Source organism: Clostridium sp. DFI.5.61, from assembly GCF_024462915.1.
Lineage (GTDB): Bacteria > Bacillota > Clostridia > Oscillospirales > Oscillospiraceae > Lawsonibacter > Lawsonibacter asaccharolyticus.
On the sequence record NZ_JANGBZ010000005.1, the window covers coordinates 17,008 to 42,681 of the forward strand.

Here is a 25,674-nt window from a genome sequence, read left to right on the forward strand (position 1 = left end):
TGCAGCAATGGTCATTCAAATGGGATTCAGCCGGCGTTGGTGCCCACCGCACCGCCGCGCTCGGCCCGCAGGGACGCCTTGCCCAGACGGGGGCGCTGGCGGCGCTCCGGGTCCCGGACGATCTCCGGGTCGGCCCCGTCCGTCACGCAGGAAGCCGTGATTGTCACCTTGACGATGGTGGGGTCAGAGGGGACGCTGTACATGATCTTGGTCATGACCTCCTCCAGCACAGCCCGCAGGCCCCGGGCTCCGATGCCCCGGGCCACCGCCCGGTCGGCCACCGCCTCCAGGGCCTCCCGGCTGAACTCCAGCACCACCTCGTCATAGTCCAGCAGCTTCTGATACTGCTTCACCAAGGCGTTTTTGGGCTCAGTGAGGATCTGAATCATCTGCTCCCGGTCCAGTGACTGGAGGGTAGTGATGACGGGCAGGCGGCCCACCAGCTCTGGGATGATGCCGAATTTCAGCAGGTCCTGGGGCTGGATCTCCTTCAGGAATTCGCCCACATTGCGCTCCTTCTTGCTCTGAAGCTGGGCGCCGAAGCCCATGCTGCGCTTATCCAGGCGGTTCTCGATGATCTTGTCGATGCCGTCGAAGGCGCCGCCGCAGATGAACAGGATGTTCTTGGTGTCCACCTGGATGAACTCCTGGTGGGGGTGCTTCCGTCCGCCCTGGGGCGGAACATTGGCCACCGTGCCCTCCAGGATCTTCAGCAGGGCCTGCTGCACGCCCTCACCGGAAACGTCCCGGGTAATGGAGGTGTTCTCGCTCTTCCGGGCGATCTTATCCATCTCGTCGATATAGATGATGCCCCGCTCCGCCAGCTCCACGTCGTAGTCGGCGGCCTGCACCAGACGAAGCAGGATGTTCTCCACGTCGTCGCCCACATAGCCCGCCTCGGTCAGAGTGGTGGCGTCGGCAATGGCGAAGGGCACCTTCAGGATTCGGGCCAGGGTCTGGGCAAACAGGGTCTTGCCGCAGCCGGTGGGGCCCATGAGCAGGATGTTGCTCTTCTGGAGCTCCACATCCTCCGCGCCTCCAAAATAGATGCGCTTGTAGTGGTTGTACACCGCCACTGACAGGGCCACCTTGGCCTGATCCTGGCCGATGATATACTGGTCCAGAACCTGATGGATCTCCCGGGGCGTAGGGATCTCGTCAGGGATCTCTCCAGCGTAGCCCTCCTCTGGCAGGTCCACATCGTCGCTGAGGATGCCCATGCACAGCTGGACACACTCGTTGCAGATATAGGCGCCCGGGCCGGCGATCAGCCGCCGGACCTGGTCCTGATGCTTGCCGCAGAAGGAGCAGCGGATGGACTTTTTTTCGTCGTTTCTTGCCATAATGCACCTCATTGTTGTGCGTTCAGATAGGAATCGGAGTGGGAACAGAAGCCTGTTCCCACTCCCCTGTTTCCTTTAACGGTGTTCGATGACCTTGTCGATCAGGCCGTACTCCACGGCCTCCTGGGCGGTCATGAAGTTGTCCCGCTCACAGTCGGCGGTGACCACCTCGATGGCCTTGCCGGTGTTCTCCGACAGGATGCGGTTCATCCGCTTCTTGACCACTTCCAGCCGCTTCAGGTGGATCGCCATGTCGGTGATCTGCCCCTGGGTCCCGGCAGAAGGCTGGTGGATCATGATCTCGGCGTTGGGCAGGGCCAGCCGCTTGCCCTTGGTCCCGGAGGACAGCAGGAACGCCCCCATGGAGGCGGCCAGTCCGATGCAGATGGTGGACACGTCGCACTTGATATACTGCATGGTGTCATAGATGGCCATGCCGGCTGTCACCGATCCGCCGGGGCTGTTGATGTAGAACTGGATCTCCTTGTCCGGGTCCTGGGCCTCCAGATACAGCAGCTGGGCCACCACCAGAGAGGCGGTGGTGTCGTTGACCTCCTCGGAGAGCATGATGATCCGGTCATTGAGCAGTCGGGAGAAGATGTCGTAGGAACGCTCCCCCCGGTTGGTCTGCTCGACTACATAAGGAACTAAACTCATAGAATGATCTCCTTTGACTTGGGCAGTGATACCAATAGTATGCCCGCCCGCCCGGAGCGCATACCTCCGGACACAAAAACCTTGGAAATTACTCCGCCTTGGGCTCCTCAGCCTCCTCGGCCTTCTTCTTGCGGGTGGTCTTCTTGGGCTTCTCCTCGGCGGCGGCCTCCTCGCCCTCGGCGCTCTCAGCCTTCTTCTTGCGGGTAGTCTTCTTGGGCTTCTCCTCGGCCTCTTCCTTCTTGGGGGCCTCCCCCACCTTGGCCTCGGCCATCACCAGCTCAGAGGCCTTTCTCAGGCGCAGATCCCGCTTCATATCCTCCACGGGGATGGCTCTCTTCACCTCATCCAGCTCCAGCTTGTACTCCCCGGCGATCTTCTTCAGCTCTTCCTCCAGCTCCTCGTCGGAGATGGTGATGCTCTCGGCGTCGGCCACAGCGGTGAGAGCCAGGTCCACCTCCACCTGACGCTGAGCGGTGGGGCGGGCAGAGGCGCGCATGGACTCGGGGGTGGCGCCCATCATCGCCAGGTAGTCCTCCATCTTCATGCCCTGGTTGGACAGGCGCATGGAGAAGTCCTCCATCAGCTTGTCCAGCTGAACCTCCACCATGGCATCGGGGATGTCAGCCTCCATGTTGCCCACCAGCTGCTCGATAACAGCGTTCTCATACTCCTGCTGGGCGGACTTGGTTTTGCTGTCCAGCAGCTTGTCGCCCAGGCTCTTCTTGAACTCCTCCAGCGTCTCGAACTCGGACACGTCCTTGGCAAACTCGTCGTCCACCACGGGGGCCTGGTGCTCCTTGACCTCCTTGACCTTCACCTTGAAGATCACGGCCTTTCCGGCCAGGTCAGGCACATAGTCCTCGGGGAAGGTGATGTTCAGCTCCTTCTCGTCGCCGGCTTTCAATCCCACGATCTGCTCCTCGAAGCCGGGGACAAAGGAACCAGAGCCCAGCTCCAGGCTGTAATTTTCTCCCTTACCGCCTTCGAAGGCCACGCCGTTGTCAAAGCCCTCAAAGTCGATGACGGCGGTGTCCCCGTTCTGGGCTTCCCGGTCCACGCTGACCAGGCGGGTGGCGCGGGTGATGTAGGGCTTGAGCTCGTTCTCAATGTCCTCGTCAGTGACGGCCGGCTCAGCCTTGGGGGCGGTGAGGCCCTTGTACTGGCCCAGCTTCACCTCGGGACGGACGGAGACCAGGGCCTTGAAAGTAAAGCCCTCCTTGCCGACCTCCACTACCTCTGTCTGGGGGTAACCTACATCGTCCAGGCCCTGCTCCTTCACAGCTTCCTCATAGGCGCCGGGGTAGACGATATTGATGGCATCCTCATAAAACACGCCGGAGCCGTACATCCCCTCAATGATCTTGCGGGGGGCCTTGCCCTTCCGGAAGCCGGGCACACTGATATGGGCGCGGTTCTTCAGATAAGCCTTCTGAACGGCGTCTTCAAACTCCTGAGCTTCCACCTGGATGGTCAGCTCCACGGTGCTCTTTTCTTTCTTTTCCACGTTGGTGACCTTCATGTTTCCTTTTCCTCCTGTAGGCTCCTGGTCCCCTGTTGGGAACAGCCCGCCTTTTTACTTTCGCCTGGATATTCTAACAGATGTGGCTCTGTTTGACCAGAGATATTTTTGATTTTTCCGCTCAATCGCAGATTTTTTCTGGTTGAAACCGCAGATAATCCGCGGAGACCAGCCGGAACTGGATGCCGTCCTGCTCTCCCACCGCTGCCAGGCGGTGGCTCCCCCCGTGGAGGTGCCCGTAAAAGCAGCGGGTCACGCCGTACCGATGGAGCAGATCCAGGATCTCCTGGCACCGGTACCCCTGATACAGGGGCGGATAGTGCAGGAAGCAGTATTTCTCCCGCTCCCCCGCCGCCTTCAGTGATGCCTCCAGCCGGATCAGCTCCCGGTTGAAGATCTTGGCACTGTGCCCGCCTCGTTCCTCCTCGTAGAACCAGCCCCGGGTGCCGCACAGGGCGATGTCTCCATAGAGATGGCTGTTGTTGTGGAGCAGTTGAAAGGAAGAAAACCCATTTTCCTGGAAAAAGCGGTCCATTTTGGCTGCGGTGGTCCACCAGTAGTCATGGTTCCCCTTCAAAAGCAGCTTCCGCCCTGGGAAGGAACTGAGGAAAGCAAAGTCCCGCCTCGCCTCCTCCAGGCTCATGCCCCAGGACAGATCCCCGCAGAGCACCACGGTGTCCCCGGGCTCCAGCACGGACAGTCCCTCCCGCAGCTTCTCCACATATCCCGTCCATCCCCCGCCGAAGACATCCATGGGCTTGTCGGAGCTGAGGGACAGGTGGGTATCTCCAATGGCGTACAGGGCCATCGCTTACTCCAGCATCCCCAGCACCGCGTCCACCATGTGGTCCTTTTCCACGGTCTGTGTGAAGCGGATCTCCTTGTCCCGGAGGGATGACAGCGGCTTGGGGGCGGGTATCCCGGTCTTTTCGCTCAGCTCGTCCAGCAGCTCCAGCCCGTTCTGCTTCTCCTCCTCGCCCAGGGCGCTGAGGACGCTGTCGCAGAACTTGAAGGGACTGGCGGTGGAGACCACGATGCAGGGGGTCTGGTCCCCCGTCTCGCTCCGGTACTGCTCCAGGGCGTCGAAGGCCACGGCGGTGTGGGGGTCGATGAGGTAGTCGTACTTCTGATAGATGCGGCCGATCACGGCCTTGGTCTCCGCGTCGTCGCAGAAATAGCCAGCGAACCGCTTCTGCAGCTTCTCCCTCACCCGGTCGCTGACCTGATAGGTCCCGGTGGCGGACAGCTGGGCCATGTAGTCCTTCACCTGCTCGTCATCCTGGGTCAGCGCCAGCAGGAGCCGCTCCAGGTTGCTGGAGATCAGGATGTCCATGGAGGGAGAGATGGTGTTGTGGAAGGCGCGGTTGCGGTCATAGCGGCCGGTGCGGATGAAGTCAGTGAGCACATTGTTGCTGTTGGAGGCGCAGATCAGCCTGTCGATTGGGACCCCCATCTCCCTGGCGTAGTAGGCGGCCAGGATGTTGCCGAAGTTTCCTGTGGGGACGCAGACGTTCACCGCCTGGTCTGGCTGGATCTTCTCGTCCCGCAGCAGGTCGCAGTAGGCGGAGATATAATAAACGATCTGGGGCAGCACCCGGCCCCAGTTGATGGAGTTGGCGGAGGAGAGGAAGTACCCCCGGCGGGCCAGCTCCTGGCGGAGCGCCTCGTCGGAAAAGAGCTTCTTGACTCCGGTCTGGGCATCGTCAAAGTTGCCGAAGACCGAGCAGACGCCCACATTCTTCCCCTCCTGGGTGACCATCTGAAGCTCCTGGATGGCGGAGACACCGTCCTTGGGGTAGAAGACCAGGATGCGGGTGCGGTCCACATCCCGGAAGCCCTCCAGCGCCCCCTTCCCAGTGTCCCCGGAGGTAGCCACCAGGATGCACACCGTCTTCTCCTCCTCCGTCTTCACCAGAGAGGCTGTGAGCAGATGGGGCAGCATCTGAAGGGCCATGTCCTTGAAAGCACAGGTGGGGCCGTGCCACAGCTCCAAGCAGAAGGTTCCGTCATCCAGGGCGCGGACCGGGGCCACGGCGGGAGTGTCGAATTTTTCCGGCCCGTAGGCCGCCGCAGCGAACTCCGTCAGCTCCTTGACGGAGAACTCGTCCAGAAACAGCTTCATGATATAGACCGCCCGCTGCTGATAGGACATCTCCTTCAGGTCAGACAGGGACTTGCCCGGGAGCTTGGGCAGATACGCCGGGGTCATCAGGCCGCCGTCCGGGGCCAGCCCTTGGGCGATGGCCTGAGATGCCAGATATGTGGTGTTCTTATCTCGTGTGCTGATGTACTGCATTTCTCTCAGTCCTTTATCCAGTCAAATCTCGATCATCAAGACCACAGGGCCGCCTCGCCCCGCTATTCAATCCAATGCTTTATTATGCCAGTTCTTTTCTCTCCGGTCAAGCGTTTGTCGCAAAAAAGAGGGGCAGTCTCCCCTTCTCCCCGATTTTCTCCCCCCGGGCCCCGCCCATTTTCCGGATCGGGGCAGGGGGACGTCAAAAAGCGTCAGGGATGACATAGATCTCCGGGGCCCGGGTCGCCAGCCCCTGGGGAGCGTAGATCTCCACCACGTCGAACCTGGGCTGGAGCTGCGTGGGATGCTCCGCCAGATAGAGCTGGGCCGTGGTCCGCAGCTTCTCCTGCTTCCTCCGGTCCACGAACTCCCGCGCCTGGGCCACCCGTCCGTCCTTCCGCAGCTTGACCTCCACAAAGCAGAGGAAAGGCCCCTCCTCCGCGATCAGGTCCACCTCGCCAAACCGGCAGCGCCAGCCGGCCTCCACCAGGCGGCACCCGCGCCGGCGCAGCTCCTCCGCCGCCAGAGCCTCTCCCCACCGGCCCAGCAGCCTGCTCTCTCCCCCGCTCACAGGTCTTTTAAAAAGGTGCGGCGGTGGATGGGGCTGGGGCCGTACCGGCGCAGCATCTCATAGTGCAGTCGGGTCCCGTACCCCTTGTGCCGCTCGAACCCGTATTGTGGATAGCGCTCCGCCATCTCCAGCATGAAGCGGTCCCGGCTCACCTTGGCCAGAATGGAGGCGGCGGCGATGGAGGGCGAGATGCTGTCCCCTTTCACCACGCACCAGTGGGGAACGGTAATGGCGGCAGAGCGCCCGTGGTCCCGGTTTCCGTCGATCAGGGCAAAATCCGGGCGGAGGGAGAGCCCTTCTATGGCCAGCTGCATGGCCCTGATCCGCGCGCTGAGGATATCGGTCCGGTCGATCTCCTCAGCCTCCACCCGGGCTACCGACCAGGCCAGCGCACTCTGTTGGATGAGTGGAAAGAGCGCCTCCCGTTTTTTTTCTGTCAGCTTCTTGGAGTCATTCAGGCCGGGGATGTCCGCGCCCTGGGCCAGGATCACCGCCGCGGCGTACACCGGTCCGGCCAGAGGTCCGGCCCCCGCCTCGTCACAGCCGCAGACCCGGACAAAGCCGGCCTCCACTGCTTTCTGTTCATACTCTCCCGGTCCCATGCCTTCCTTCCTTTTCTCCAGGCTGCTCATATAGACGTTCCTTCTGGTGTCTCTAGTGTAAAGCGTCCCAGCTTCCCGGCCCTGTATTCATCCAGCAGGACCCGAGCCATCCGCTCCGTGTCCAACTCGCCGCCGGAGATGCGCATCCCCCGCTTTGCCGCGCCGGCCTCCAGCAGCCGGTAGCCGTAGGCGATGTCGTTTTCCTCCTCCTGGCGGGCAGGAACTTCCGGCAGCTTGTAACTCTGGGTCAGGACCTGGGGATAGTGCTCACCAAGATAGGCCATTAGATGACAGCCCAGGGTCTCCACATCCATGATTTCGTCTTTGACAGCGCCTGTAAAGGCAAGTACCATGCCAGTGTGCGGGTCCTCAAATTTCGGCCACAGGATGCCCGGTGTGTCCAGCAGATCCAGGGCACTGTCCACGTTGACCCACTGCTTGCCCCGGGTAACGCCGGGGCGGTCCCCCGCCTTAGCCGACTTCTTCCGGGCCACCTTATTGATAAAGGTGGACTTTCCCACGTTGGGGACTCCCACCACCATGGCCCGCACCGGACGGCCTACCTGGCCCTTCTCCCGCCATTTTGAGATCTGCTCCTTCAGCACTTCCTGGGTCACAGAGGAGAACTGGTTTACACCCCGGCCGGTCTTGGCATCAGTCTCCAGCACCGCATATCCCTTTTTCCGGAAATACTCGCCCCAGGCCCGGTTCTGGGCTGGGTCGGCCTGATCTGCCCGGTTCAGCACGATCAGCCGGGGCTTATCGGCGCAGATGGCATCGATGTCCGGGTTCCGGCTGGAGATGGGGATGCGGGCGTCGATGATCTCCGCCACGATGTCCACATGCTTCAGGTCCGCCTCGATCTGCCGTCTGGTCTTGGTCATATGTCCCGGATACCACTGAATATTCAACTCTCGTCTTCTCCTTCCCTACGGCGGAGGGCGTGCTCCGCTCTCCCCGCCGCCATGGTATAAAAAGGGAGCGGTACCAGTACCGCTCCCTTTTTATGTTGGATTACAGGGCTTCCTTGATCTTGGCGGACTTGCCCACGCGGTCGCGCAGGTAGTACAGCTTGGCGCGGCGGACCTTACCGTGGCGGACGGTCTCGATCTTCTCAATGGAGGGAGCGTGGACGGGGAACACCTTCTCCACACCGACGCCGTAGGACACGCGGCGGACGGTGAAGGTCTCCTCCAGACCGCCGTGCTTCTTGGCGATGACGGTGCCCTCAAAGACCTGGATACGCTCGCGGTTGCCTTCCTTGACCTTGATGTGCACCCGCACGGTGTCGCCCACCTCTACGACGGGGGGCTCAGCCTTCAGGTGCTTCTGAGTAAAAGCCTGCATGAGATCCATAATGATTCCTCCTGTTTATATAGGCGTTCTTGCCGGCCGTCTGCCCCGCTGTCGCTGGGGCGCCGCAGAGGACCGCCCGTTATCAGACCAAAGGATTATACCACAGCATTTTTCAAAATGCAAGTAGAATTTCCCTGTTTTTCGCCTTTCTCACACCGAATCATAAGCCTCCCGGTGGGTCTCCGTCCGCCGGACCTCCACCTTCGGGAAGTGCCGGGAGAGGAACTGCACCAGCGCTGGGCACACTACATCCTCTGTGGCAAAATGGCCCGCGTCCATCAGATTGATGCCCAGGGCCTTTGCTTCCAGGTATTGGTCGTACTTCACGTCGGCAGTGACGAAAGTGTCACACCCCGCCGCCAGGGCGTCGGAGAGCATGGAGGCGCAGGCGCCGCCCCCCACCGCCACCCGGCGCACCGGCCGGCCCGTCTCCACGAAACGGACGCTGCAGGCGGAGAGCTTTTCCTTGATAAAGGCGGCAAATTCAGCGGCGGAACAGCCGGCCTGAGGGGCCGTCCCAACCCGGCCGATGCCGTAGGGCCGCCCCTGTCCGTCAGTCCCGTCCCGGCAGAGCAGTTCCACACCGTCCAGCTCCAGGGCCCGGGCCAGACAGTCATTGACGCCCCCCTGGGCAGCGTCCAGATTGGTGTGGGCACACACCGCCCCGATACCCTGTTCCGCCAGCAGGAGCAGGGTCCGCCCGGTGCTGGTCTGGTCGGTGAGGGCCTTCACCGGATGAAAAATCACCGGGTGGTGGGAGACGATCAGCTCCGCCCCCCAGCGGCCGGCCTCCGCCGCCACCGCCTCCGTGATGTCCAGAGACACCAGGACCCTCCGGACCTCCCGCTCTCCCCGGCCCACCAGGAAGCCCGCATTGTCAAAGTCCATCTGGGTGTCGAAGGGGGCCCACTGGTCCAGAGCCCGGTAGACGTCTATTATCGCTGCTGCCATGCATCCCACTCCTTCCGCATCTCCATCAGGCCCTCCAGGACCTGCTCCAGCTCCCTGCGGCGCGCCTCCGCCGGCGCCCGGGAGCGGGCCATCCCATCCAGGGCGCGCCTCACCCGCCCCAGCAAGTGGTCCAGCAGCAGGCCCCGGAGCGGGTCCTCCATCCCCGGGTACTGGCGCCCCGCCCACTCCTCGGCGGGCGTCATGGGGACCGCGCCTCCCTGTCTCGCCAAAATTATGCTGTAAAGGGTTTCCCCTTCGAAAACTGTTTTCTCCCGTAGGCATAGAAATCCATTGCGCCACAGCCAGCCCCGCAGCTCCGCCTGAGTGCTCATGGGCTGGAGAATAATTGGAAAGTCTTTTTCCTTTACCCATGGCGCCGCTTCCAAGATATTAGCGATAGTCTCCCCACCCATCCCGGCGATGACCAGAGCGTCCACCTCCTCCGGAGCGATCCCAGAGAGGCCGTCGCACAGGCGGAAGGACATCCGCTCAAAGCAGCCGCAGGCCCGGGCGGTAGCCCGGGCCCTGGAGAGGGGCCCCTCCCGCACATCTGAGGCGATGGCGCTGGGGATGCGTCCGTTCTGGAGCAGCCATGCCGGAAGATAGGCGTGATCCGTCCCCACATCAGCCAGCCGGGCCCCCTCCGGGATCATCTCCGCCACCCCCTGGAGCCGGGGGCTCAGCTCCGCCCGCTTCTCCATAGTCACAGGGACAGGCTGACCGTCAGGTAAAGGGCGTGGGCAAAGTCCCGGGCTGCCTCATCCCGCTCTTCATTCATAAAGGGCTCCTGGGGCCCGAAGTCCCGGCGGCACAGCATGCCGAGATAGTCCATCTCCCCGTGCTTGCACCAGCGCTTCAGCCCCTCGTCCCACAGGTCCGCGCCCCGGTCGGGGTGATAGCCGCAGCTGGCGATAGCAGCCACCTGCTTCAGCTTCCAAAGGGCGGGCTGACGGCCCTCCGGCCCATAATACTTGTTGGGTGCATAGATCAGCCGGTCCATCACCGCCTTCATAGGCGGAGTGCAGTACCAGGAATAGATAGGGCTTGCAAGGATAAGTACTTCACTGGTCTGGACGGAATCAAAGATGGCCTGCATGTCGTCCTCCTGGGGGCAGCCAAAGGTCCCCCAGGGCGTGCTCTGGCACTGCTTGCAGGACAGGCAGGGCAAAATGGTCCGGTCATAGAGCCAGATCATATCCTGCTCGATCCCCATGTCCCGGTTCTCCTCCATAAATGCCCGCAGCAGAGCGGCGGTATTGCCGTTCTTCCGGGGGCTCCCCATCAAAACCGTATATTTCAACGCTGTTTCCTCCCCTGTTGTTTAATGAATAAAAAAGCGGGGCGGATTGCTCCGCCCCGCTTTTTCAGCAGCTCAGTTTTCGGCGGCGATCATGGCGTTGACCTGCTGGAGCAGATCATCCACGTCCACCCCGTGGACCATGCAGGCCTGCTCCACGGTCTCCCCGCGGGAGGCAGGGCAGCCCAGGCAGTGCATGCCGATCCCCATGAAGAGGGGGGCGGTCTGAGGCGCAATGTTGAGGATATCACCGATGATGGTGTCCTTGGTGATGGTCATAGCAGAATTCCTCCGTTTTCTTTGGAATAAGAATAGTATATCCTATCGACAGGATTTTTGCAATGGAGAATTTTATGTTTTCTGCTTTCTCCAGATGTGCTCTCTTTCCCTGAGAAAGAGGACGGCCCCCCCTATCTTCTCAGCCCCGGGACCTCCTTCCCGCTCCTCAACATCTGAGAAAGGGTGGAAAAGAGAAAAAGGGTGCCCAGTGGGCACCCTTTTTTCCTGGATGAAATCAGCCCTGCTGCTCGCGCATCTTGGCGAAGCACTCGCTGCAGTAAACAGGACGGTCAGACTTGGGCTCAAAGGGGACCCGAGCCTCGCCGCCGCAGGCAGCGCAGGTGGCAGTGAAGTACTCACGGGGGCCACGGGCCGCGTTCTTGCGGGCGTCACGGCAGGCCTTGCAGCGCTGGGGCTCGTTCTGGAAGCCGCGCTCCGCGTAGAACTCCTGCTCACCGGCGGTAAAGGTGAACTCATTGCCGCACTCTTTGCATACCAGGATCTTGTCTTCGTACATGGTTTTCCCTCTCTTTGACTCGTTCCCCATTTTTCATGGGTGGTGTAATATTTGCGATCAGCTCTTGCTGAGATCGCCGGAAGAAAGTTGCCGCGCCACCTTTCGCCTGATCCGCTGAACGGCGTTGTCCACTGACTTAGTGGAGCGCCCGACCTGGCTGGCGATCTCGGCGCAGGAGAGACCGCCCAGATAGTAGGATAGGATTTCTGCCTCGAAACCGGATAATTGTCCCTTCAGAGCGTCTAGGCGCTCTCTCAGTTCTTCCCTGCCGATGACAACATCTTCCGGGCTCTCTTCGCTGGAGAACAGGTGTGCGCTGGTTCCGTCAAAAAGAGGGGTTTCGAATGAGACGCTATGGTTCAGGGGAAAGTGTTTATCCCGCTGCGCCGCCCGGACGGCGGCATAGAGCCTGCTGCGGACACAAATCTCCGCATAGGTGCGGAAGGAGGTCTCCTTGCCGCTCTGGAAGCCGCGGATGGCGGCCAGCAGTCCCAGCATCCCCTCCTGGATCAGATCCTCGCTGTCGCCGCCTGCCAGAAAAAGCGGGCGGGCACACACTCGCACCAGACGTGTATAGCGGCCGACCAGCTCGGTCTCTGCCAGCGGGTCGCCGGAGGCGGCCAGACGGCAGAGCGATTCATCCGAGTAAGACTGTGTTTGGGACTGCACCAAATCCATATACTATGGCTCCTATACATAATAAACAAAACCGACGGATTTGTCAAGAAAAATTTTGAATCGATTTGTGAAAGTCTCACAGAGCAGGAAAACTGCCCCTTGTCACGAACTTCCACACCTTCCAGTTTTCTGTCACAGGGCGGCGATCTGGTCCGCCAGCCGCTGCGCCGCCGCCTGGGCCGTATCCTGATCCCTGGCCTCCACCATGACCCGCATCAGGGCCTCAGTGCCCGAGGGGCGCACCAGCACCCGGCCCTCGCCGGCCAGCTTCTCCTCCTCCGCAGCCACGGCATCGGCCAGGGCCTGGCTGGCCATAACGGCCTTTTTCCTGTCGTTGTCGGCGACCGGGATGTTGATGAGCACCTGGGGATACCGCTGGCAGATCCCGAACACCTCAGAGGCCCGTTTCCCGCTCTCCTTCAGCAGAGCGAGCACCTGGAGGGCGGTGAGCTGCCCGTCTCCGGTGGTGGCGTGCTCTAGGAAGATCATGTGTCCCGACTGCTCTCCTCCAATGGCATAGCCCTTCTCCAGCATACGCTCCAGCACGTTGCGGTCGCCCACGGAGGTGCACTCCAGGTCCATCCCGTGCTCTTTGGCGAACAGATGCAGCCCCAGATTGGACATGACGGTGGCCACCACCGCGTTTCCTGGCAGCTTCCCCTTCCGCTTCATGTCCAGACCGCATGCCGCCATGATCTGGTCGCCGTCGATCAGCTCCCCCCGCTCATCCACTGCCAGGCAGCGGTCTGCGTCGCCGTCAAAGGCGATACCGATGTCATAGCCCCCAGCCCTTACCATGGCGGCCAAGGCGTCCATGTGGGTGGAACCGCACTTTTCGTTGATGTTGACCCCGTCCGGGTCGGCGTTGATGACGTCGGTGCGCAGCTTGGAGAAGCGGTCGAACAGGCGGGCGGCGGTGGCGGATGCGGCACCATTGGCACAGTCCACCAGGATGCGCAGGCCGCCCAGGGTGGAGTCGATGGTGGACTCCAGGTGGTCGATGTAGTCCTCTGACGCTTTGGGGGCCACATAACTCACTTTGCCGATCTCCCCGTGGGTCTTTCGGGGCACGTCGTTGTGGCCGAAGAGGACGATCTCCTCGATCTTCTCCTCCAGCTCGTCGGACAGCTTGAAGCCCTGGCCGTTGAAGATCTTGATGCCATTGTGCTCGAAGGGGTTGTGACTGGCGGAGATGACGATGCCCGCATCCGCCCCCTCGTCTACCGTCACCCAGGCCACGCCGGGGGTGGGCAGGGTGCCCAGGTCCAGCACGTCGGCCCCCGCGGTGCACAGCCCCGCGATGAGGGAGCCCTTCAGCAGGTCGCCGGAGATGCGGGTATCCTTGCCGATGGTGACCAGGGGCTTCTCCCCCGGCTGCTTGCCCTTGGCCAGCACCTCCGCCGCCGCCAGGCCCACCTTATAGGCCAGGTCCGCGTCCAGACCGGCGTTGACCACGCCCCGGATGCCGTCAGTTCCGAATAGTTTACCCATATATGATTACCTCTTTCTTCCGAATTGATCAAAGTTTTCCTTCAATGCCCGCTCCACAGGGAACATGCTGCCCACAAGCACTGCCAGCTGCACCCCTGTCACCGGAATACACCACATCCCGGTCTCCTCTGTGCCCCGCCCCAGGGCAGGCAGCATAGCCAGCAGGCTCAGAGGAAGCATGACAGCCCCCGCCCGAGACCAGAGCTTCCCGCACACCCGGTGGGCAAAGTCCCAGGTCTGCTGATTTTTCATAGATCGTGCGGTGCGGTAACCGTAGAGGGAGTTGATGCTCTTGGGCGGCCTTGTCAAAAAACGCCGGCCAAAAAGCAGCATCACCAGCGGGATCAGCAGGGACGAGGCGGTGCAGAAAAGCCAAAAGCCCATGGTCCTCTCCCCTTTCCGATTTAGAAGCTCAGCTGGTCCAGTCCGCCGCCGCCCGCGCCCCCGGGCATCGGCAGCCCCAGGTGCTGATAGGCCTTGGGAGTGACGCAGCGGCCCCGGGGGGTCCTGGTGAGGAAGCCCAGCTGCATCAGGTAGGGCTCATACACGTCCTCCAGGGTGACCGCCTCCTCGTTGATGGTGGCGGCCAGGGTCTCCAGCCCCACCGGGCCGCCCCGGTAGTTTTCCATAATGCTGCGAAGCATCCGGTGATCGATGGCGTCCAGCCCCAGATGGTCGATCTCCAGGGCGGTAAGGGCCTGGTCTGCCACGTTCCGGGTGATGACGCCCCCAGCCCGCACCTGGGCGAAGTCCCGCACCCGGCGGAGCATCCGGTTGGCGATGCGGGGCGTCCCCCGGGAGCGGCGTGCGATCTCCATGGCTCCCTCCGGCTCGATGGGCACCTCCAGGATGCCGGCGGAACGGGTGACGATCAGGGCCAGCTCCTCCGGACTGTAAAGCTCCAGCCGCAGCGTCACACCGAATCGGTCCCGCAGGGGGGCGGACAGCTGTCCGGCCCGGGTAGTGGCCCCGATGAGGGTGAACCTGGGCAGGTCCAGGCGGATGGAGTTGGCTGAGGGCCCCTTGCCGATGATGATGTCGATGGCGTAGTCCTCCATGGCAGGGTAGAGCACCTCCTCCACCGCCCGGTTCAGGCGGTGGATCTCGTCCACGAACAGGATGTCGTTCTCGTTCAGGTTGGTAAGCAGGGCGGCCAGGTCCCCCGCCTTCTCGATGGCTGGGCCGGAGGTGATGCGCACGTTCACCCCCATCTCATTGGCGATGATGCCGCTGAGGGTAGTCTTGCCCAGTCCAGGGGGGCCGTGGAGCAGCACATGGTCCAGGGGCTCATGGCGCATCTTGGCCGCCTGAATGAACACCTCCAGGTTGCCCTTGGCCTTCTCCTGGCCGATGTACTCCCGCAGGGTCTTGGGCCGCAGGGAGTACTCTCCCTCGTCCTCCCGGGTGAGGGAGGTGGTCACCAGGGGCTCCTCCAGCCCCTCCGCTTCAAATTCTGTGTTGGAAAAATCAATGGCCATAGGTCCACTTCCTGTTCATTGGTCCGATCCCGGCCGCACGCGCCCCACCGGTCAGGGCAGGTCGTACAGCAGGTCGCATTTGGGATATTCCCGATAGGCCCCCTCCGGGAGCTCCATGCCGAAGCCGTCGAAAAAGATCTTAGGCGGCTCGGCGCTGATGACCTCTAGCAAGGTGCCAGCGGCCGCCAGCAGAGGGCGCCCTCTCCCCTACTGTTGTGGGTGGGCGGCATCGAACCCGTCTGCCAGCTTCGTCAGCTTCTTCAAAAAGGCCTCCTCGCCATAGGTCCATAGCTTCTCCAGCCTGCCGCAGCCGGCGGTGATCCCTGTGAGCCGAATCCTGCCGTCCCCCAGGTCGGCCAGCAGCAGGCTCAGCGAGACCAGATCCCGGTCTGTCAGGCTGAACCGCTCAAACACCCGGACAATAAAGCGCGCCCCCTCTGTCTCATAGACACTCCCTCCCCCGTCGGTAACAGACTGGCTCCCCGCCAGGATCCCGTCCCGGAAATAACGGAAGACCTCGTCCACGCCCCAGCGGGCGGAAAACTCACGCTCCAGCGTTGCCATCGTGTCCCCTCCTTCGGCGGACTCAGCCGGTGAGCTGGTCCGCCAGTGTCCTGATCCAGTCCATCGTCTCATCCACTCCGGCTATATCAGCATACTGGTGGGACGCGCCCGGGACAACGGACAAAAACAGCCTGCCGTCCCGGCCCGCCAGCATCATGGTCAGGGTAAGGCGGTAACCTCTTGAATGAGTATAAATATATTTCTCATACACCCGGAAGGCGCAGCGGACGCCATCCCGCCGGCCGTCCCACTGGCCCGCCAGGGTCACCGTATCCTGCATTTGGATCAGGTTCCACACCACATTGGTCCGCATGTCCATGATCCCCCGGTGCAGATAGTCCAGCACCTCATCAAAGTCGTAGACCCCCGGTATGTTCCGCTCCAGCTTCTTCATCGTCCCCTCCTGTCCCGGCCGCCCACGGGGCGGGCCTCGCCGCAGCTCATGCCACTGCGGTCTCCAGCGCGGCAGAGGAGCCGCCGTCCATCACTGCCCGGTCGATCAGGGTCAAAACCTGTCTAAAATCGCCGCGGAAGTGTTTTTCATATTTGGCCGCCGCGTCCCGGCACCCTTCAGCCTTTCTCCAGGACCCTCATCCCCTGGAACATGTTTGCGCCGTCGGAAAAAATCTCCAAAAATTTGTCCTCACCCCAGTGAATGGAGATCCCCAGACCGCCCCCACGCCCGGCGGCGGAGATAGCGGATGCGAAGGTATCCCCGCCGTCATTGACCAGGGTGAGCGTCAGGCTTAGATAGTTGTCCCCCATCAGACTGTATCGCTCATACACCCGGACGGCAACCCGGGCACGTTCAGAGGAATAGTCGCTGCTCCCCGTGCATTCCCCGTGGTTTTTGGTGAGATGGGTATGGAAATACTGCAGGATATCGTTAAAGGAATAGCCGCTTGGAAACACACATTCAAACTTGGCCATTTCCCTGCACCTCCAGTCGGAACTTTACCCCTTCATCATCTTCTTCAGCGCCTGCTTAATGACCTCTTCCAGGGTAAGGGCGTCCAAGTCGATCCCCTTGAGCGCCAGGTTGATCTCCCCCTGGGAGTAACCCAGCACCGCCAAGGCGGCGGAGGCCTCAGACAGCTTGTTCTCCGGGATGACGGTGACCCCGGTGCCTCCATAGGTCTCCCCCGCCCCGTTGATGGTCTGGCCCTTGGCCAGCTTGTCTTTCAGCTCCAGGATGACCCGCTGGGCGATCTTCTTGCCGATGCCCTGGGCGCAGGTGAGGGCCTTCTCATCCCCGGTAATGATAGACAGAGCAAGGTTGGCCGGGGTGCTGGCCGACAGGATGGACAGGGCGGCCTTGGGGCCCACGCCGGAGACAGAAATGAGCTGCTGGAACAGGTTCAGCTCCTCCTGGGTGGCGAAGCCGTAGAGCTCCATGGCATCCTCCCGCACGTTGAGATGTGTAAAGAGTTTTCCCTTATCCCCCTTCTTCAGGGCGGACAGGGTATAGCTGGTGGTGCGGCAGGCATAGCCCACTCCGCCGCAGTCGATGACAGCCAGATAGGGCTCGATATGGGTCACGGTTCCACTGAGATAATAAAACATAAGATAGGACCTCACATTAGATCAGATAGGAGTTATGAGATATGGATGCGGTATCCAGCTCCGCCGGACACAGTTCAGACAGCCGCTCCAGGCGCCGGCTCCTTGAGTAGGTATCGGAATTCTCCGCTATAATAGAGCTCCAGCCGAAACTCCAGGCAGCGGCCGGTCAGGTTGAGAAAGCCGTCCAGCTTCACCTGGCGGTACCCGTAGGTCTCGTCCATAATGTCCAGCGTCCCCTGAGGGTATGTCTTCAAAAAATCCTCCACCGCCATTTTCCGGCCGGTAAAGGGCCCTCGGTTTCCGCAGAGGACGCCGCGGTACTCCATTACATAGGCGTGGGAGCTGTCCCAGTCTACCCCAGTGATCTCCACATCCCCCTGCACCTGGTCGAAGGGCTCTGTTGTCTCCACATAGCCGTACTGGGTGACCAGCCGCAGGGTATCCCCCTCCAGCCGCACCTCCAGAATATAGGCGTCGTGGAGGCTGTAGGGCAGGTCTGGGGCGGGCTGCTTTACGATGACAGGCATGGGTCCCATCCTTTCCGGGAGTCAAGTCCCCCTGGTCCTATCTCCTGATCCGCTGTTCTTTCATCGTGTGTCGTATTTCATGGGGTCAAAGACCCGTTCGGTGTTCAGGAGGCTGGTGGCGGCACGGCCGTGGCAGATGGCCAGGGCCAGGGCATCGGCGGCGTCGTCGGGCCGGGGAACCTGCTTCATGTTCAGCAGGCGCTGGGTCATCAGCATGACCTGCCGCTTGTCCGCCCCGCCGTAGCCCGCCACAGCCTGCTTCACCTGCATGGGGGTGTACTCAAAGACGGGGACCCCCAGCCGCTCCGCCGAGAGGAGGATGACCCCCCGGCCGTGGGCCACCGCGATGCCGGTGGTGATGTTTTTGGTGAAGAACAGCTCCTCCACCGCCATCTCGTCCGGGTGGAAGGTGCGAATGAGCTCTTCCATGTCGTCAGAGATCTGGAGCAGGCGGCTGGACAGGGGGATGCCCGGCGGGGTGGTGATGACGCCGTATTGGACCAGCGTGTTTTTCTGACGCTCCGCACGCACCACCCCGAATCCGATGGTGGCCACGCCCGGGTCGATGCCTAAAACGATCATGGGCCCCTCCCGCTTCCATACATACGAAGTAAGTGTATCATGTTTTTCTCCAAATGGAAAGACTGTTTTCACTTTCCCTCTCTCTTTCGATACCGCGGCACACTGGGCGGCTGTCGGGAGGCATGGGAAGAGGCACTCCCTTGCTTTCCCGGCGGGTGTATGGTACAACGGAAAATGGGATGGGGGCTCTGGAGAAAAAAGTCTGCTTCCACCGTGACATTTCCCCCTGCAAAATGGAGTATTATGCGAAGGGAGGTCGTGATATGGCAGAGCAACCGCTGAGCCCGGAGGAGGGATTCGCCTCCATCCTGGAGCGGTACGAAAAAATGGTGTACGGCTTCGCACTGGCTCGGACCGGCAGCCGGGCGGATGCGGACGACGTGTTTCAGGAGGTATTTCTGGCCTATTTCCAGTGCGGCAAACATTTCCGGGAGGAGGAGCACCGCAGGGCCTGGCTCCTGCGCACTACTCTCAATTTCAGCCGCCGGGTGACCGCCTCCCCCTGGCGGAGGCGTGTGGTCCCCCTCTCGGAGCGTGCGGATGCGCCGGTGCAGTTCCAGACCCCGGAACAGACCGGGCTCTGGTCCGCCCTCTCCTCTCTGCCAGACGGGCTGAGGGTCCCCCTCTACCTGTTCTACTTTGAAGAACTGTCCACCCAGGAGATCGCGCGGCTCCTCTCCCTCCGCCCAGGCGCGGTGCGGATGCGCCTGTCCCGGGGGCGGGAGCACCTGCGGGAGCTGCTGAAAGGAGACTATTTTCATGAATGACCCCATCTTTTCTCAGATGAAGGAACAGCTCATCCCCAGCCCGGCGGCCCGGGCCGCGCTGGAGGAGGGGCTCTCCCGGCCTGTCCGCCGCCCCGTCCACCGGTGCCGGTACTGGGTGCTGGCCGCCTGCCTCCTTCTGGCGGCCGCCCTGCCGCTGGGACACGCCCTCCTCTTTCCGCCCCTCCACAGCTATGTGACGGTGGAGGAAGCGGCGGGGCAGGAACAGGACGCCAGTACCCAGGAGGCAGCCCCCCGCCCCGGCCTCATCATCAGCGAGAGCGGACTTGGACCGGACACCCTCCCCGCAGAGGAGGGGGAGCCGTACGACCTCAGCCGGCTTCCCGCCTCCGCCCAGGACGGCGGCTTCCCTGCCCAGCAGCTGCCCAGTGCGGAGGGAGAGACCTCTTCCGATGCCGACGCAGGAGAGGGCGCCCTGCTCCTGGAGCGCCTGACTCGGGAGATCCAACGGGAATACGGCAACGGCACCTACCCGGACTGGTACGGCGGCGGCTATCTGGACAGCGCGGGAGATGTGGTGGTCCTGCTGGTCCAGGGCTGCGACACACAGGCCCTGCGCAGTCAGGTCCGGGACTGGGCCGGGGGCGGGGTGTCCTTTGCCAGGGCCCGCTACTCCCTCGCCTCCCTCACCAAGCTCCAGGAGCAGATCTGTGCCCAGCCCTCAGTGAAGGCGGTGCTGTCCTCCTGCGCCCTGGACGAGGAGAACAACCGTCTGGTCCTGTCCCTCACCAGGGCCGACGATGAGGCCCTGTCTGCACTGGCCGTGCTGGACCCCAGGGACGACGCCGTCTATGTCCAGGCGGCCGCTCCAGCCTCTGCGGAGTCAGGCACCGGCACCGCCTGCCCCCGGGCCTCCCGCTAACTGCGCTCTGGACCGCCCACTTTCCCACATCGTCAGGGCTCCCCGGCACTGCCGGGGAGCCCCTCTGTTATGCAGATATCGGCCACCGGGCCCAGCCGGATCGGCGGAAGAATTCCTCCAGCTGGCCTCTGTCGATGGTCACGACAACGCTGGAGGAAAATCCGATGGTGATGGTGGAACTTGATTGACCTCCCTATGCGCAGCAGCCCCATGAGGACCAGCAGGATCCCAACCAGGATGGCGGCTGTGGACATCAGCATCTGAGGCAACAGTCTTTCCACACTCATTCCTGCCTTTTGCCCTGACTCCCCCCTCTCCCGTGGCTGCCAAGTCTTCTCCTGCCTCTATACGTGCAGGGGATGGAAAAACTGCAAATCTTATCTCATATCTTTGTCTGTTTTTTCCAGCCCGCGCTCAGGCAGGGACACCCGCCGGGTGGCCACCCGCTCCCGGAACGCCTCGTCGTGCTCCACGAACAGCAGGGTGGGCCGGTACTCCAGCAGCAGCTCCTCCATCTGGATACGGGAGAACAGGTCCACAAAATTCAGCGGCTCATCCCAGACATACAGGTGGGCGCTGCGGCACAGGCTGGCCGCCAGCAGGACCTTCTTCTTCTGGCCCGCGCTGTACGCACCCATTTCTCCCTCAAAGGCCGCCCTGGGGAAGTCCAGTTTGCGCAGGATGGTCATAAACTGGGTGGCGTCTATCCCCTCCTCCGCCGGGAAGTCCCGAAGGGCTCCCTGCAGATGGTCCACCTCTTGGGAGACATAGGAGATCTCCAGGCCAGAGGCCCGCCGCACGGTCCCCGTGTGGGGCACTTCCTCCCCCAGGATCAGCCGGAGCAGGCTGGTCTTGCCGCTCCCATTCCTCCCCTCCAGGCACAGCCGCTCCCCCTGGCTCAGGGAGAAGCTGACCTCGCCGCACACAGGCCCGTCTCCGTAGTCGATGGAGACGCGGTCCAGCTCCAGCAGGCGGGCACTGTGGAACGCCCGGGGGGCCAGCTTCAGGGGCTCGGCCCGCTCCACGTCGTGGAGCAGAGCCGCCTTCTCCCGGATGGCAGACTCCTGCCGGCTCTCCAGGCTCTTGGCCCTCTTCATCATCTTGGCCGACTTGTGGCCCACATAGCCCCGGTCGGGGCGCAGTCCGGAATTTTTGCTGGCGTATTTGGTCTTTTCCACCTGGTCGGACCAGGCAGAGGTCCGGCGGGCCGCCTGCTCCAGTCGACGGATCTCCCCCTTCAGCTGCTGGTTCTGGGCCTGCTCCCGCCGGTCCCGGTCCTGCTTCTCCTGGTACCACACGGAGAAATTTCCCTTCACCAGCTCCGGCCCCGTCCGGTTCAGGGCCAGCACATGGTCCACGCACCGGTCCAGAAACGCCCGGTCGTGGGAGACAAGCAGGAAGCCCCGGCGGCTGTGGCTGAGATATTGGGCAAGCAGCTCCCGCCCCTCCTCGTCCAGGTGGTCGGTGGGCTCGTCCAGCATGGGCCAGCTCCCCTCGTCCAGAAACAGGGCGGACAGGAGCACCCGGGTCTGCTCCCCTCCGCTCAGGGTGGAGAAGGTGCGCTCCAGCACCTCCTCATCCAGCCCCAGCAGGGACAGCTCCCGGACCAGCTGCCACTCCTCCGCCTCCGGTGAGATATCCCGCAGCACCTGGGACACCGGGACCTCCGTCTCCCGGACGGCGCAGGGGAACCGGCGGCAGGCCAGGCCCGTGCGGATCTGCCCCCGGTGCTCCAGCCCGCCCTCCAGAAGGCGCAGCAGGGTGGTCTTCCCCCTGCCATTTCGGCCCACCAGCCCCAGCTTCCAGTCTGTGTCCAGCTGTAGGTCCAGGTCCTCAAAGACCGGCTCGCTGCCGCCGTCATAGGTAAAATACAAATGTTCGATTCGGATCAAAGACACTGTTCTGCCTCCCTTTCCGCCCCGCCGCCGGCGGGGCATATGAAAAAAGCCGCAAGAAGGCGCACCTTCTCACGGCTTTGGCAGACGATCCACAGCCGCCCCCCTGGGGCAGCTCCATACGAACAGCCGGAGCGGGAAGACAACACCCTCTTGCTCAGGCATGACAGAACCGGGGCTTTTCAGGCCCCTCTCTCTTCCATCATGCGGTTCAGCAAGCGGCATTGTGCATTTTCCCGCCTCCATTTCTTCTAGATTCCCATGCAGTGTAGCACAGCGGAGCCGCCCTGTCAAGCAAAAACCAGGACGAACTGCATCCGGCCTGGCTCATGCTCTGGGGTGGGCCTTCTGTTAGACGTCCTTCAGCTTGTGGTTCAGCATCCGGGAGTAGATCTGAGTGGAGGAGATGTCCGCGTGCCCCATCATCTCCTGGATGGAGCGCAGGTCCGCCCCGTTCTCCAGCAGGTGGGCGGCGAAGGAGTGGCGCAGGGTGTGGGGCGTGATGTCTTTCTGGATGCCGGCCTTCTCCTGGTAGTATTTGATCAGTTTCCAGAAGCCCTGGCGGCTCATCCGGTCCCCGCTCATGTTGACGAACAGCGCCGTCTCGTCCGGCTCGTTGATGAGCTGCGGGCGGACGTTGCGCAGATACTCCTCCAGCGCCCGGATGGCGGCGGGGTAAAGGGGGATGACCCGCTCCTTCCCTTTGCTGGCACAGTGAAGCACCCCGGCGTAGAGGTTCAGGTCGTCCACGTCCAGCTCGATCAGCTCCGACACCCGGATACCCGTGGCGTAGAGCAGCTCCAGCATGGCCCGGTCCCGGTACCCCTTCAGGTCGCTGCAGTCTGGCTGCTCCAGAAAGAGCTCCACCTCCCGGCTGGTGAGGATCTGGGGCAGCTTGCGCTCCACCTTCGCCGCAGTCACGTTTCGGGCTGGGTTGCTCTCCACCAGTCCCCTTGACAGCAGGCAGTTGTAGAAGGACTTGATGGATGCCACGGACCGGGTCACCGTGGCAGCGGATTTGCCCCGCCGGGTCAGGCCCCGGATATAGTCCTCCACGTCCCGGGGCAGCACCTCGTCGAGCGGGACGTCCCGTTCCTCCATCTCCTGGGCAAACTGATGCACGTCCCGCAGATAGGAGCTCACCGTGTTGGCCGAGGCCTTCTTTTCAGTTGTCAGATAGCTCTCATAGTCCTCCAACAGATTCGACACACACAAAACTCCCTGATTCCAGATTGCGGGCCCTCCCGCAAGTCACAGCACAAAGCGGGCCGAAGCCCCCACCAGCACCGGAACGATGCTCAGCTCCAAGATCACACACAGCATGACTGCCCCGCCGCACAGCGCGCAGCGGACCCCATAGGCGGTGTCATAGCTGAGGGGATAGCGGCTGTCCCCCGTCACCCGCCGCAGAAGGCCGTAGGCCCCCAGCATCCCCTGGGCCCCCAGCACGAAGAGGGCTGGCGCCCACAGCAGCGCCGGCAGCCCGAACAAGAACAGCGCCGGGATCAGCCCCGCCCCGCCGAACAAGCGGCAGAAGCAGGCCACGGAAAAAGAAAATAAAAAGCCCCGCACGGCAAACAGCACTGGCAGTCCGATCACCCCCAACGCCGTGAATCCCATCAGCAGGGCCGCCAGGGGAAAACGCATCTGCTCCCACAGCACCGCCCAAAAGCCCGGGGCTCCCTCAGTCCCGTCCTGGGCCAGCGTCAGATAGGTCTGGAGATAGTCGGACAGGGCGCTGCCGCCCGCACCATTCACCATGCCGCCCAGCAGGCAGCCCGCGCCGCCCCCCAGCAGGAACGCCATACCCAGCACCGCCATCGCGGCCAACGTCCCAGACGGCACATCCAGCATGATCTTTCCCTGTCTCCCCATGGCGCTCACCTCAGTGTCAGCCTATGAGGCGGGATAAAAAAATAGAAGCGGGGAACCCTTGGATCCCCCTACCGAATCTGAATTTATCCTTAATATACCGCTCGGCGCCCGTTTCCGCAAGGGGTTTTGAAGGATTTGTGAAAATTCGTCATTTCCGTCAATACTTTATGTCAACATGATTATGTAAACTTTGTTGACCAAAGAAGGCGGGCCAGTGTCTGCTGGCCCGCCTTCTTTCTAAATATAGTGATTTTGTACCGTCAGGCACCGCAGATGTTGTGTTTTCTGCTATTCCGCGCAGGAGCCGCGCAGACTACAGTCCGTATTATTACATTCTGTATTCTCCGTCTCTCCCATCCCGGCCGCAATGGCACGCAGGGCGATGGCGCACTCCAGCCGCTTACGCTCCATTTCGCAGGCTACCGCATTGGGCTTTTTTATGTCGCCGTTGACAAGCAGGTTGGAGGCGGAGCAGCCGCCGCTGCAATAGAAGCGGGCCCAACAGTTCCGGCAGTCCTCCCGGGTGTAGATGTTCAGCTCCGCGAACTTCCCGGAGATGTCCATATCGAAGTCCCCGGAGCGGACATTGCCCATCCGGTACTCCTCCCTGCCCACAAACTGGTGACAGGGATAGATGTCCCCATCAGGAGTGATGGCCACATACTCACAGCCCGCCCCGCAGCCCCGCAGCCGCTTGATGACGCAGGGCCCCTGAGCCAGATCCACATTGAAGTGGAAGAAGTTCACGTCCTTCCTCCCCTGCAGCTGCCGGGCCAGCTTCTCGTATTCTGCCTCCACTGCGGGCAGGTCTCCCTCCTTGATGGCGAAGGGGTCGTCCAGCGGTCCGCTGGCCGGTTCCACCGAAACATGGCGGAAGCCCAGGGAAGCCAGGTGCTCCACGTCGTCGGCAAAGTCCAGGTTCTCCCGGGTGAAGGTGCCCCGCACATAGTAGTCCTTGGTCCCCCGCTGAGAGACCAGCTGCTGGAACTTGGGGACGATCACGTCATAGCTCCCCTTCCCGTTGACAGTGGGGCGCATGTGGTCGTTGACCTCCCGCCGGCCGTCCAGGGAGAGCACCACGTTAGACATCTCCCGGTTGATGTAGTCGATGGTGTCCTGGTCCAGCAGGACACCGTTGGTTGTGATCGTAAAGCGGAAACACTTGTCGTGCTTTTCCTCCAGGGAGCGGGCGTACTCTACCGTCCGCTTGACGGTGTCCAGCGCCATCAGCGGTTCCCCGCCGAAAAAGTCCACCTCAATGTTCCGCCGCTTGCCCGACTTCTCCACCACCCAGTCGATGGCCCGCTTGGCGGTATCAAAGTCCATGGTCATGCGGTGTCCGGTACCGAAGTCGCCAGTAGAGGCAAAGCAGTAGCGGCAGCGCAGGTTGCAGTCGTGGGAGACATGCAGACACAGTGCCTTCACCACCGCCGCCTTGGGCAGGGCCATGGCGGCAGCCGGGTCGATGTAGTCGTCATCTGAGAAGAGCAGCCCCGCCCGCTGGAGCTCCAGCAGCTCCGTCCAGGCCTCGTCCAGTTCCCTGGCGTCGTACTGAGAGAGGCGGTCCTTCAGATCCTGGGGACAGGCATCTCCCATGGGGCCCTCCACCAGAGAAAGCAGGTCACAGCACAGCTTGTCCAGCACATGGACCGCCCCGCTGTTCACATCCACCGCCAAGTTCCGGCCCAGCGCGGAAAATGTGTGTACCATAATGATATTCCTCCGAATTTGCAAAGATTGGCGGCCGATTCCAGCCGCGAAAAAAGGGCAGGCTGACGCCCGCCCCTTTCCGGTCAGGATGTTGTCCTTACTTGTTGTCGTTCTCGCACTTCTGATTGGCGACCGTGCAGGAAGTCTTGCAGGCGGACTGGCAAGAGGTCTGGCACTCGCCGCAGCCGCCGTGGGCTGCGCTGTTCTTCAAAGTGGCTCCGTTCAGAGTCTGGATGTGCTTCATCGGAATCTTCCTCCCTAATATGCTGTCATAGG

Annotated in this window: 31 protein-coding genes; 2 read left to right on the plus strand and 29 right to left on the minus strand. The window is 62.2% G+C overall.

Annotated features, from left to right (window positions below; all coding sequences use genetic code 11):
• Nucleotides 1-26 precede the first annotated feature (26 nt).
• The 24 genes from clpX to ruvC form a co-directional block, all read right to left on the minus strand.
• Entirely contained in the window at nt 27-1,343 is a 1,317-nt protein-coding gene (gene clpX, locus NE584_RS04040; RefSeq protein ID WP_050624858.1) for an ATP-dependent Clp protease ATP-binding subunit ClpX, read from the minus strand.
• 75 nt (nt 1,344-1,418) lie between these two features.
• Nucleotides 1,419-2,000, minus strand: coding sequence for an ATP-dependent Clp endopeptidase proteolytic subunit ClpP (clpP, locus tag NE584_RS04045; protein ID WP_050624859.1), 582 nt, complete (start codon nt 1,998-2,000; stop codon nt 1,419-1,421).
• Between the two features lie 88 nt (nt 2,001-2,088).
• A complete protein-coding gene (gene tig, locus NE584_RS04050) occupies nt 2,089-3,519 on the minus strand; it encodes a trigger factor (RefSeq protein WP_050624860.1) in 1,431 nt (476 codons plus the stop codon).
• A gap of 121 nt (nt 3,520-3,640) precedes the next feature.
• The gene (locus tag NE584_RS04055; RefSeq protein ID WP_108981197.1) at nt 3,641-4,327 is read right to left on the minus strand and encodes a metallophosphoesterase; all 687 of its coding nucleotides are present in this window, start codon (nt 4,325-4,327) and stop codon (nt 3,641-3,643) included.
• A 3-nt stretch (nt 4,328-4,330) separates the two neighbouring features.
• Nucleotides 4,331-5,815 (minus strand): threonine synthase, encoded by a 1,485-nt coding sequence (gene thrC, locus NE584_RS04060; RefSeq protein ID WP_256181882.1) that lies wholly within the window; start codon nt 5,813-5,815, stop codon nt 4,331-4,333.
• 202 nt (nt 5,816-6,017) lie between these two features.
• On the minus strand, nt 6,018-6,386 hold the full coding sequence (locus NE584_RS04065) for a YraN family protein (protein ID WP_050624863.1): 369 nt from the start codon (nt 6,384-6,386) through the stop codon (nt 6,018-6,020).
• Nucleotides 6,383-6,988 (minus strand): ribonuclease HII, encoded by a 606-nt coding sequence (locus NE584_RS04070; protein ID WP_050625490.1) that lies wholly within the window; start codon nt 6,986-6,988, stop codon nt 6,383-6,385. The genes NE584_RS04065 and NE584_RS04070 overlap by 4 nt, the downstream gene beginning before the upstream one ends.
• Nucleotides 6,989-7,014: 26 nt before the next feature.
• Complete coding sequence (gene ylqF, locus NE584_RS04075) at nt 7,015-7,899, minus strand: ribosome biogenesis GTPase YlqF (RefSeq protein ID WP_050624864.1); 885 nt, start codon at nt 7,897-7,899, stop codon at nt 7,015-7,017.
• Nucleotides 7,900-8,002: 103 nt separating this feature from the next.
• Entirely contained in the window at nt 8,003-8,344 is a 342-nt protein-coding gene (rplS, locus tag NE584_RS04080) for a 50S ribosomal protein L19 (protein WP_050624865.1), read from the minus strand.
• A 150-nt stretch (nt 8,345-8,494) separates the two neighbouring features.
• Nucleotides 8,495-9,295 (minus strand): Nif3-like dinuclear metal center hexameric protein, encoded by an 801-nt coding sequence (locus NE584_RS04085; RefSeq protein ID WP_256181883.1) that lies wholly within the window; start codon nt 9,293-9,295, stop codon nt 8,495-8,497.
• On the minus strand, nt 9,280-9,996 hold the full coding sequence (locus NE584_RS04090) for a class I SAM-dependent methyltransferase (RefSeq protein WP_256181970.1): 717 nt from the start codon (nt 9,994-9,996) through the stop codon (nt 9,280-9,282). The genes NE584_RS04085 and NE584_RS04090 overlap by 16 nt, the downstream gene beginning before the upstream one ends.
• 2 nt (nt 9,997-9,998) lie before the next feature.
• Nucleotides 9,999-10,595, minus strand: coding sequence for a flavodoxin family protein (locus tag NE584_RS04095; RefSeq protein ID WP_050624868.1), 597 nt, complete (start codon nt 10,593-10,595; stop codon nt 9,999-10,001).
• 72 nt (nt 10,596-10,667) lie between these two features.
• Nucleotides 10,668-10,871 (minus strand): DUF1858 domain-containing protein, encoded by a 204-nt coding sequence (locus NE584_RS04100; RefSeq protein ID WP_050624869.1) that lies wholly within the window; start codon nt 10,869-10,871, stop codon nt 10,668-10,670.
• 235 nt (nt 10,872-11,106) lie between these two features.
• A complete protein-coding gene (locus NE584_RS04105) occupies nt 11,107-11,388 on the minus strand; it encodes a zinc-ribbon domain containing protein (protein ID WP_008980609.1) in 282 nt (93 codons plus the stop codon).
• A gap of 57 nt (nt 11,389-11,445) precedes the next feature.
• Nucleotides 11,446-12,066 carry a sigma-70 family RNA polymerase sigma factor gene (locus NE584_RS04110; protein ID WP_108981193.1) on the minus strand — a complete coding sequence of 207 codons (621 nt, stop codon included), beginning with the start codon at nt 12,064-12,066 and terminating at the stop codon, nt 11,446-11,448.
• Nucleotides 12,067-12,198: 132 nt separating this feature from the next.
• Nucleotides 12,199-13,557, minus strand: a complete 1,359-nt coding sequence (glmM, locus tag NE584_RS04115) for a phosphoglucosamine mutase (protein ID WP_108981192.1) — start codon at nt 13,555-13,557, stop codon at nt 12,199-12,201.
• Nucleotides 13,558-13,563: 6 nt separating this feature from the next.
• A complete protein-coding gene (locus tag NE584_RS04120; RefSeq protein WP_256181890.1) occupies nt 13,564-13,941 on the minus strand; it encodes an SdpI family protein in 378 nt (125 codons plus the stop codon).
• Between the two features lie 20 nt (nt 13,942-13,961).
• Entirely contained in the window at nt 13,962-15,035 is a 1,074-nt protein-coding gene (gene ruvB, locus NE584_RS04125; RefSeq protein ID WP_108981191.1) for a Holliday junction branch migration DNA helicase RuvB, read from the minus strand.
• A 207-nt stretch (nt 15,036-15,242) separates the two neighbouring features.
• Nucleotides 15,243-15,599, minus strand: coding sequence for a DUF6054 family protein (locus tag NE584_RS04130; protein ID WP_050624873.1), 357 nt, complete (start codon nt 15,597-15,599; stop codon nt 15,243-15,245).
• A 22-nt stretch (nt 15,600-15,621) separates the two neighbouring features.
• The gene (locus NE584_RS04135) at nt 15,622-15,993 is read right to left on the minus strand and encodes a DUF6054 family protein (protein WP_256181893.1); all 372 of its coding nucleotides are present in this window, start codon (nt 15,991-15,993) and stop codon (nt 15,622-15,624) included.
• A 176-nt stretch (nt 15,994-16,169) separates the two neighbouring features.
• Complete coding sequence (locus NE584_RS04140) at nt 16,170-16,529, minus strand: DUF6054 family protein (protein ID WP_050624875.1); 360 nt, start codon at nt 16,527-16,529, stop codon at nt 16,170-16,172.
• Between the two features lie 24 nt (nt 16,530-16,553).
• Nucleotides 16,554-17,162 (minus strand): Holliday junction branch migration protein RuvA, encoded by a 609-nt coding sequence (gene ruvA / locus NE584_RS04145; RefSeq protein ID WP_050624876.1) that lies wholly within the window; start codon nt 17,160-17,162, stop codon nt 16,554-16,556.
• Between the two features lie 74 nt (nt 17,163-17,236).
• Nucleotides 17,237-17,689: a hypothetical protein gene (locus NE584_RS04150; RefSeq protein ID WP_133248312.1), complete on the minus strand. Its 453-nt coding sequence runs from the start codon at nt 17,687-17,689 to the stop codon at nt 17,237-17,239.
• Between the two features lie 60 nt (nt 17,690-17,749).
• On the minus strand, nt 17,750-18,271 hold the full coding sequence (ruvC, locus tag NE584_RS04155) for a crossover junction endodeoxyribonuclease RuvC (protein ID WP_050624878.1): 522 nt from the start codon (nt 18,269-18,271) through the stop codon (nt 17,750-17,752).
• 263 nt (nt 18,272-18,534) lie between these two features.
• On the opposite strand from ruvC, the gene NE584_RS04160 reads away from it, so the two are divergent.
• Nucleotides 18,535-19,038, plus strand: a complete 504-nt coding sequence (locus NE584_RS04160; RefSeq protein ID WP_157954752.1) for an RNA polymerase sigma factor — start codon at nt 18,535-18,537, stop codon at nt 19,036-19,038.
• Complete coding sequence (locus NE584_RS04165) at nt 19,031-19,918, plus strand: hypothetical protein (protein WP_256181899.1); 888 nt, start codon at nt 19,031-19,033, stop codon at nt 19,916-19,918. The genes NE584_RS04160 and NE584_RS04165 overlap by 8 nt, the downstream gene beginning before the upstream one ends.
• A 377-nt stretch (nt 19,919-20,295) precedes the next feature.
• On the opposite strand, the gene abc-f is transcribed toward NE584_RS04165, so the two are convergent.
• The 5 genes from abc-f to scfA form a co-directional block, all read right to left on the minus strand.
• On the minus strand, nt 20,296-21,816 hold the full coding sequence (abc-f, locus tag NE584_RS04170; RefSeq protein WP_256181901.1) for a ribosomal protection-like ABC-F family protein: 1,521 nt from the start codon (nt 21,814-21,816) through the stop codon (nt 20,296-20,298).
• Between the two features lie 348 nt (nt 21,817-22,164).
• Complete coding sequence (gene xerD / locus NE584_RS04175; RefSeq protein WP_256181903.1) at nt 22,165-23,022, minus strand: site-specific tyrosine recombinase XerD; 858 nt, start codon at nt 23,020-23,022, stop codon at nt 22,165-22,167.
• Nucleotides 23,023-23,064: 42 nt separating this feature from the next.
• Nucleotides 23,065-23,688, minus strand: a complete 624-nt coding sequence (locus NE584_RS04180; RefSeq protein ID WP_256181905.1) for a hypothetical protein — start codon at nt 23,686-23,688, stop codon at nt 23,065-23,067.
• 288 nt (nt 23,689-23,976) lie between these two features.
• Nucleotides 23,977-25,398, minus strand: a complete 1,422-nt coding sequence (gene scfB / locus NE584_RS04185; protein WP_256181907.1) for a thioether cross-link-forming SCIFF peptide maturase — start codon at nt 25,396-25,398, stop codon at nt 23,977-23,979.
• Nucleotides 25,399-25,495: 97 nt separating this feature from the next.
• Nucleotides 25,496-25,642 carry a six-cysteine ranthipeptide SCIFF gene (scfA, locus tag NE584_RS04190; RefSeq protein WP_077138769.1) on the minus strand — a complete coding sequence of 49 codons (147 nt, stop codon included), beginning with the start codon at nt 25,640-25,642 and terminating at the stop codon, nt 25,496-25,498.
• Nucleotides 25,643-25,674: the final 32 nt, after the last annotated feature.

Excerpts from the sequence above, each read along its gene's own strand:
- ruvB (WP_108981191.1), bottom strand. The coding sequence starts at position 15,035 with ATGGCCATTGATTTTTCCAACACAGAATTTGAAGCGGAGGGGCTGGAG.
- rplS (WP_050624865.1), bottom strand. The coding sequence starts at position 8,344 with ATGGATCTCATGCAGGCTTTTACTCAGAAGCACCTGAAGGCTGAGCCC.
- NE584_RS04160 (WP_157954752.1), top strand. The coding sequence starts at position 18,535 with ATGGCAGAGCAACCGCTGAGCCCGGAGGAGGGATTCGCCTCCATCCTG.
- tig (WP_050624860.1), bottom strand. The coding sequence starts at position 3,519 with ATGAAGGTCACCAACGTGGAAAAGAAAGAAAAGAGCACCGTGGAGCTG.
- NE584_RS04140 (WP_050624875.1), bottom strand. The coding sequence starts at position 16,529 with ATGGCCAAGTTTGAATGTGTGTTTCCAAGCGGCTATTCCTTTAACGAT.
- clpX (WP_050624858.1), bottom strand. The coding sequence starts at position 1,343 with ATGGCAAGAAACGACGAAAAAAAGTCCATCCGCTGCTCCTTCTGCGGC.
- NE584_RS04120 (WP_256181890.1), bottom strand. The coding sequence starts at position 13,941 with ATGGGCTTTTGGCTTTTCTGCACCGCCTCGTCCCTGCTGATCCCGCTG.
- NE584_RS04070 (WP_050625490.1), bottom strand. The coding sequence starts at position 6,988 with ATGGGACCGGGAGAGTATGAACAGAAAGCAGTGGAGGCCGGCTTTGTC.
- NE584_RS04130 (WP_050624873.1), bottom strand. The coding sequence starts at position 15,599 with ATGGCAACGCTGGAGCGTGAGTTTTCCGCCCGCTGGGGCGTGGACGAG.
- NE584_RS04085 (WP_256181883.1), bottom strand. The coding sequence starts at position 9,295 with ATGGCAGCAGCGATAATAGACGTCTACCGGGCTCTGGACCAGTGGGCC.
- NE584_RS04180 (WP_256181905.1), bottom strand. The coding sequence starts at position 23,688 with ATGGGGAGACAGGGAAAGATCATGCTGGATGTGCCGTCTGGGACGTTG.
- ruvA (WP_050624876.1), bottom strand. The coding sequence starts at position 17,162 with ATGTTTTATTATCTCAGTGGAACCGTGACCCATATCGAGCCCTATCTG.
- clpP (WP_050624859.1), bottom strand. The coding sequence starts at position 2,000 with ATGAGTTTAGTTCCTTATGTAGTCGAGCAGACCAACCGGGGGGAGCGT.
- NE584_RS04135 (WP_256181893.1), bottom strand. The coding sequence starts at position 15,993 with ATGAAGAAGCTGGAGCGGAACATACCGGGGGTCTACGACTTTGATGAG.
- scfB (WP_256181907.1), bottom strand. The coding sequence starts at position 25,398 with ATGGTACACACATTTTCCGCGCTGGGCCGGAACTTGGCGGTGGATGTG.
- NE584_RS04165 (WP_256181899.1), top strand. The coding sequence starts at position 19,031 with ATGAATGACCCCATCTTTTCTCAGATGAAGGAACAGCTCATCCCCAGC.
- NE584_RS04110 (WP_108981193.1), bottom strand. The coding sequence starts at position 12,066 with ATGGATTTGGTGCAGTCCCAAACACAGTCTTACTCGGATGAATCGCTC.
- ruvC (WP_050624878.1), bottom strand. The coding sequence starts at position 18,271 with ATGATCGTTTTAGGCATCGACCCGGGCGTGGCCACCATCGGATTCGGG.
- NE584_RS04105 (WP_008980609.1), bottom strand. The coding sequence starts at position 11,388 with ATGTACGAAGACAAGATCCTGGTATGCAAAGAGTGCGGCAATGAGTTC.
- NE584_RS04090 (WP_256181970.1), bottom strand. The coding sequence starts at position 9,996 with ATGGAGAAGCGGGCGGAGCTGAGCCCCCGGCTCCAGGGGGTGGCGGAG.
- NE584_RS04150 (WP_133248312.1), bottom strand. The coding sequence starts at position 17,689 with ATGCCTGTCATCGTAAAGCAGCCCGCCCCAGACCTGCCCTACAGCCTC.
- scfA (WP_077138769.1), bottom strand. The coding sequence starts at position 25,642 with ATGAAGCACATCCAGACTCTGAACGGAGCCACTTTGAAGAACAGCGCA.
- NE584_RS04100 (WP_050624869.1), bottom strand. The coding sequence starts at position 10,871 with ATGACCATCACCAAGGACACCATCATCGGTGATATCCTCAACATTGCG.
- glmM (WP_108981192.1), bottom strand. The coding sequence starts at position 13,557 with ATGGGTAAACTATTCGGAACTGACGGCATCCGGGGCGTGGTCAACGCC.
- NE584_RS04055 (WP_108981197.1), bottom strand. The coding sequence starts at position 4,327 with ATGGCCCTGTACGCCATTGGAGATACCCACCTGTCCCTCAGCTCCGAC.
- thrC (WP_256181882.1), bottom strand. The coding sequence starts at position 5,815 with ATGCAGTACATCAGCACACGAGATAAGAACACCACATATCTGGCATCT.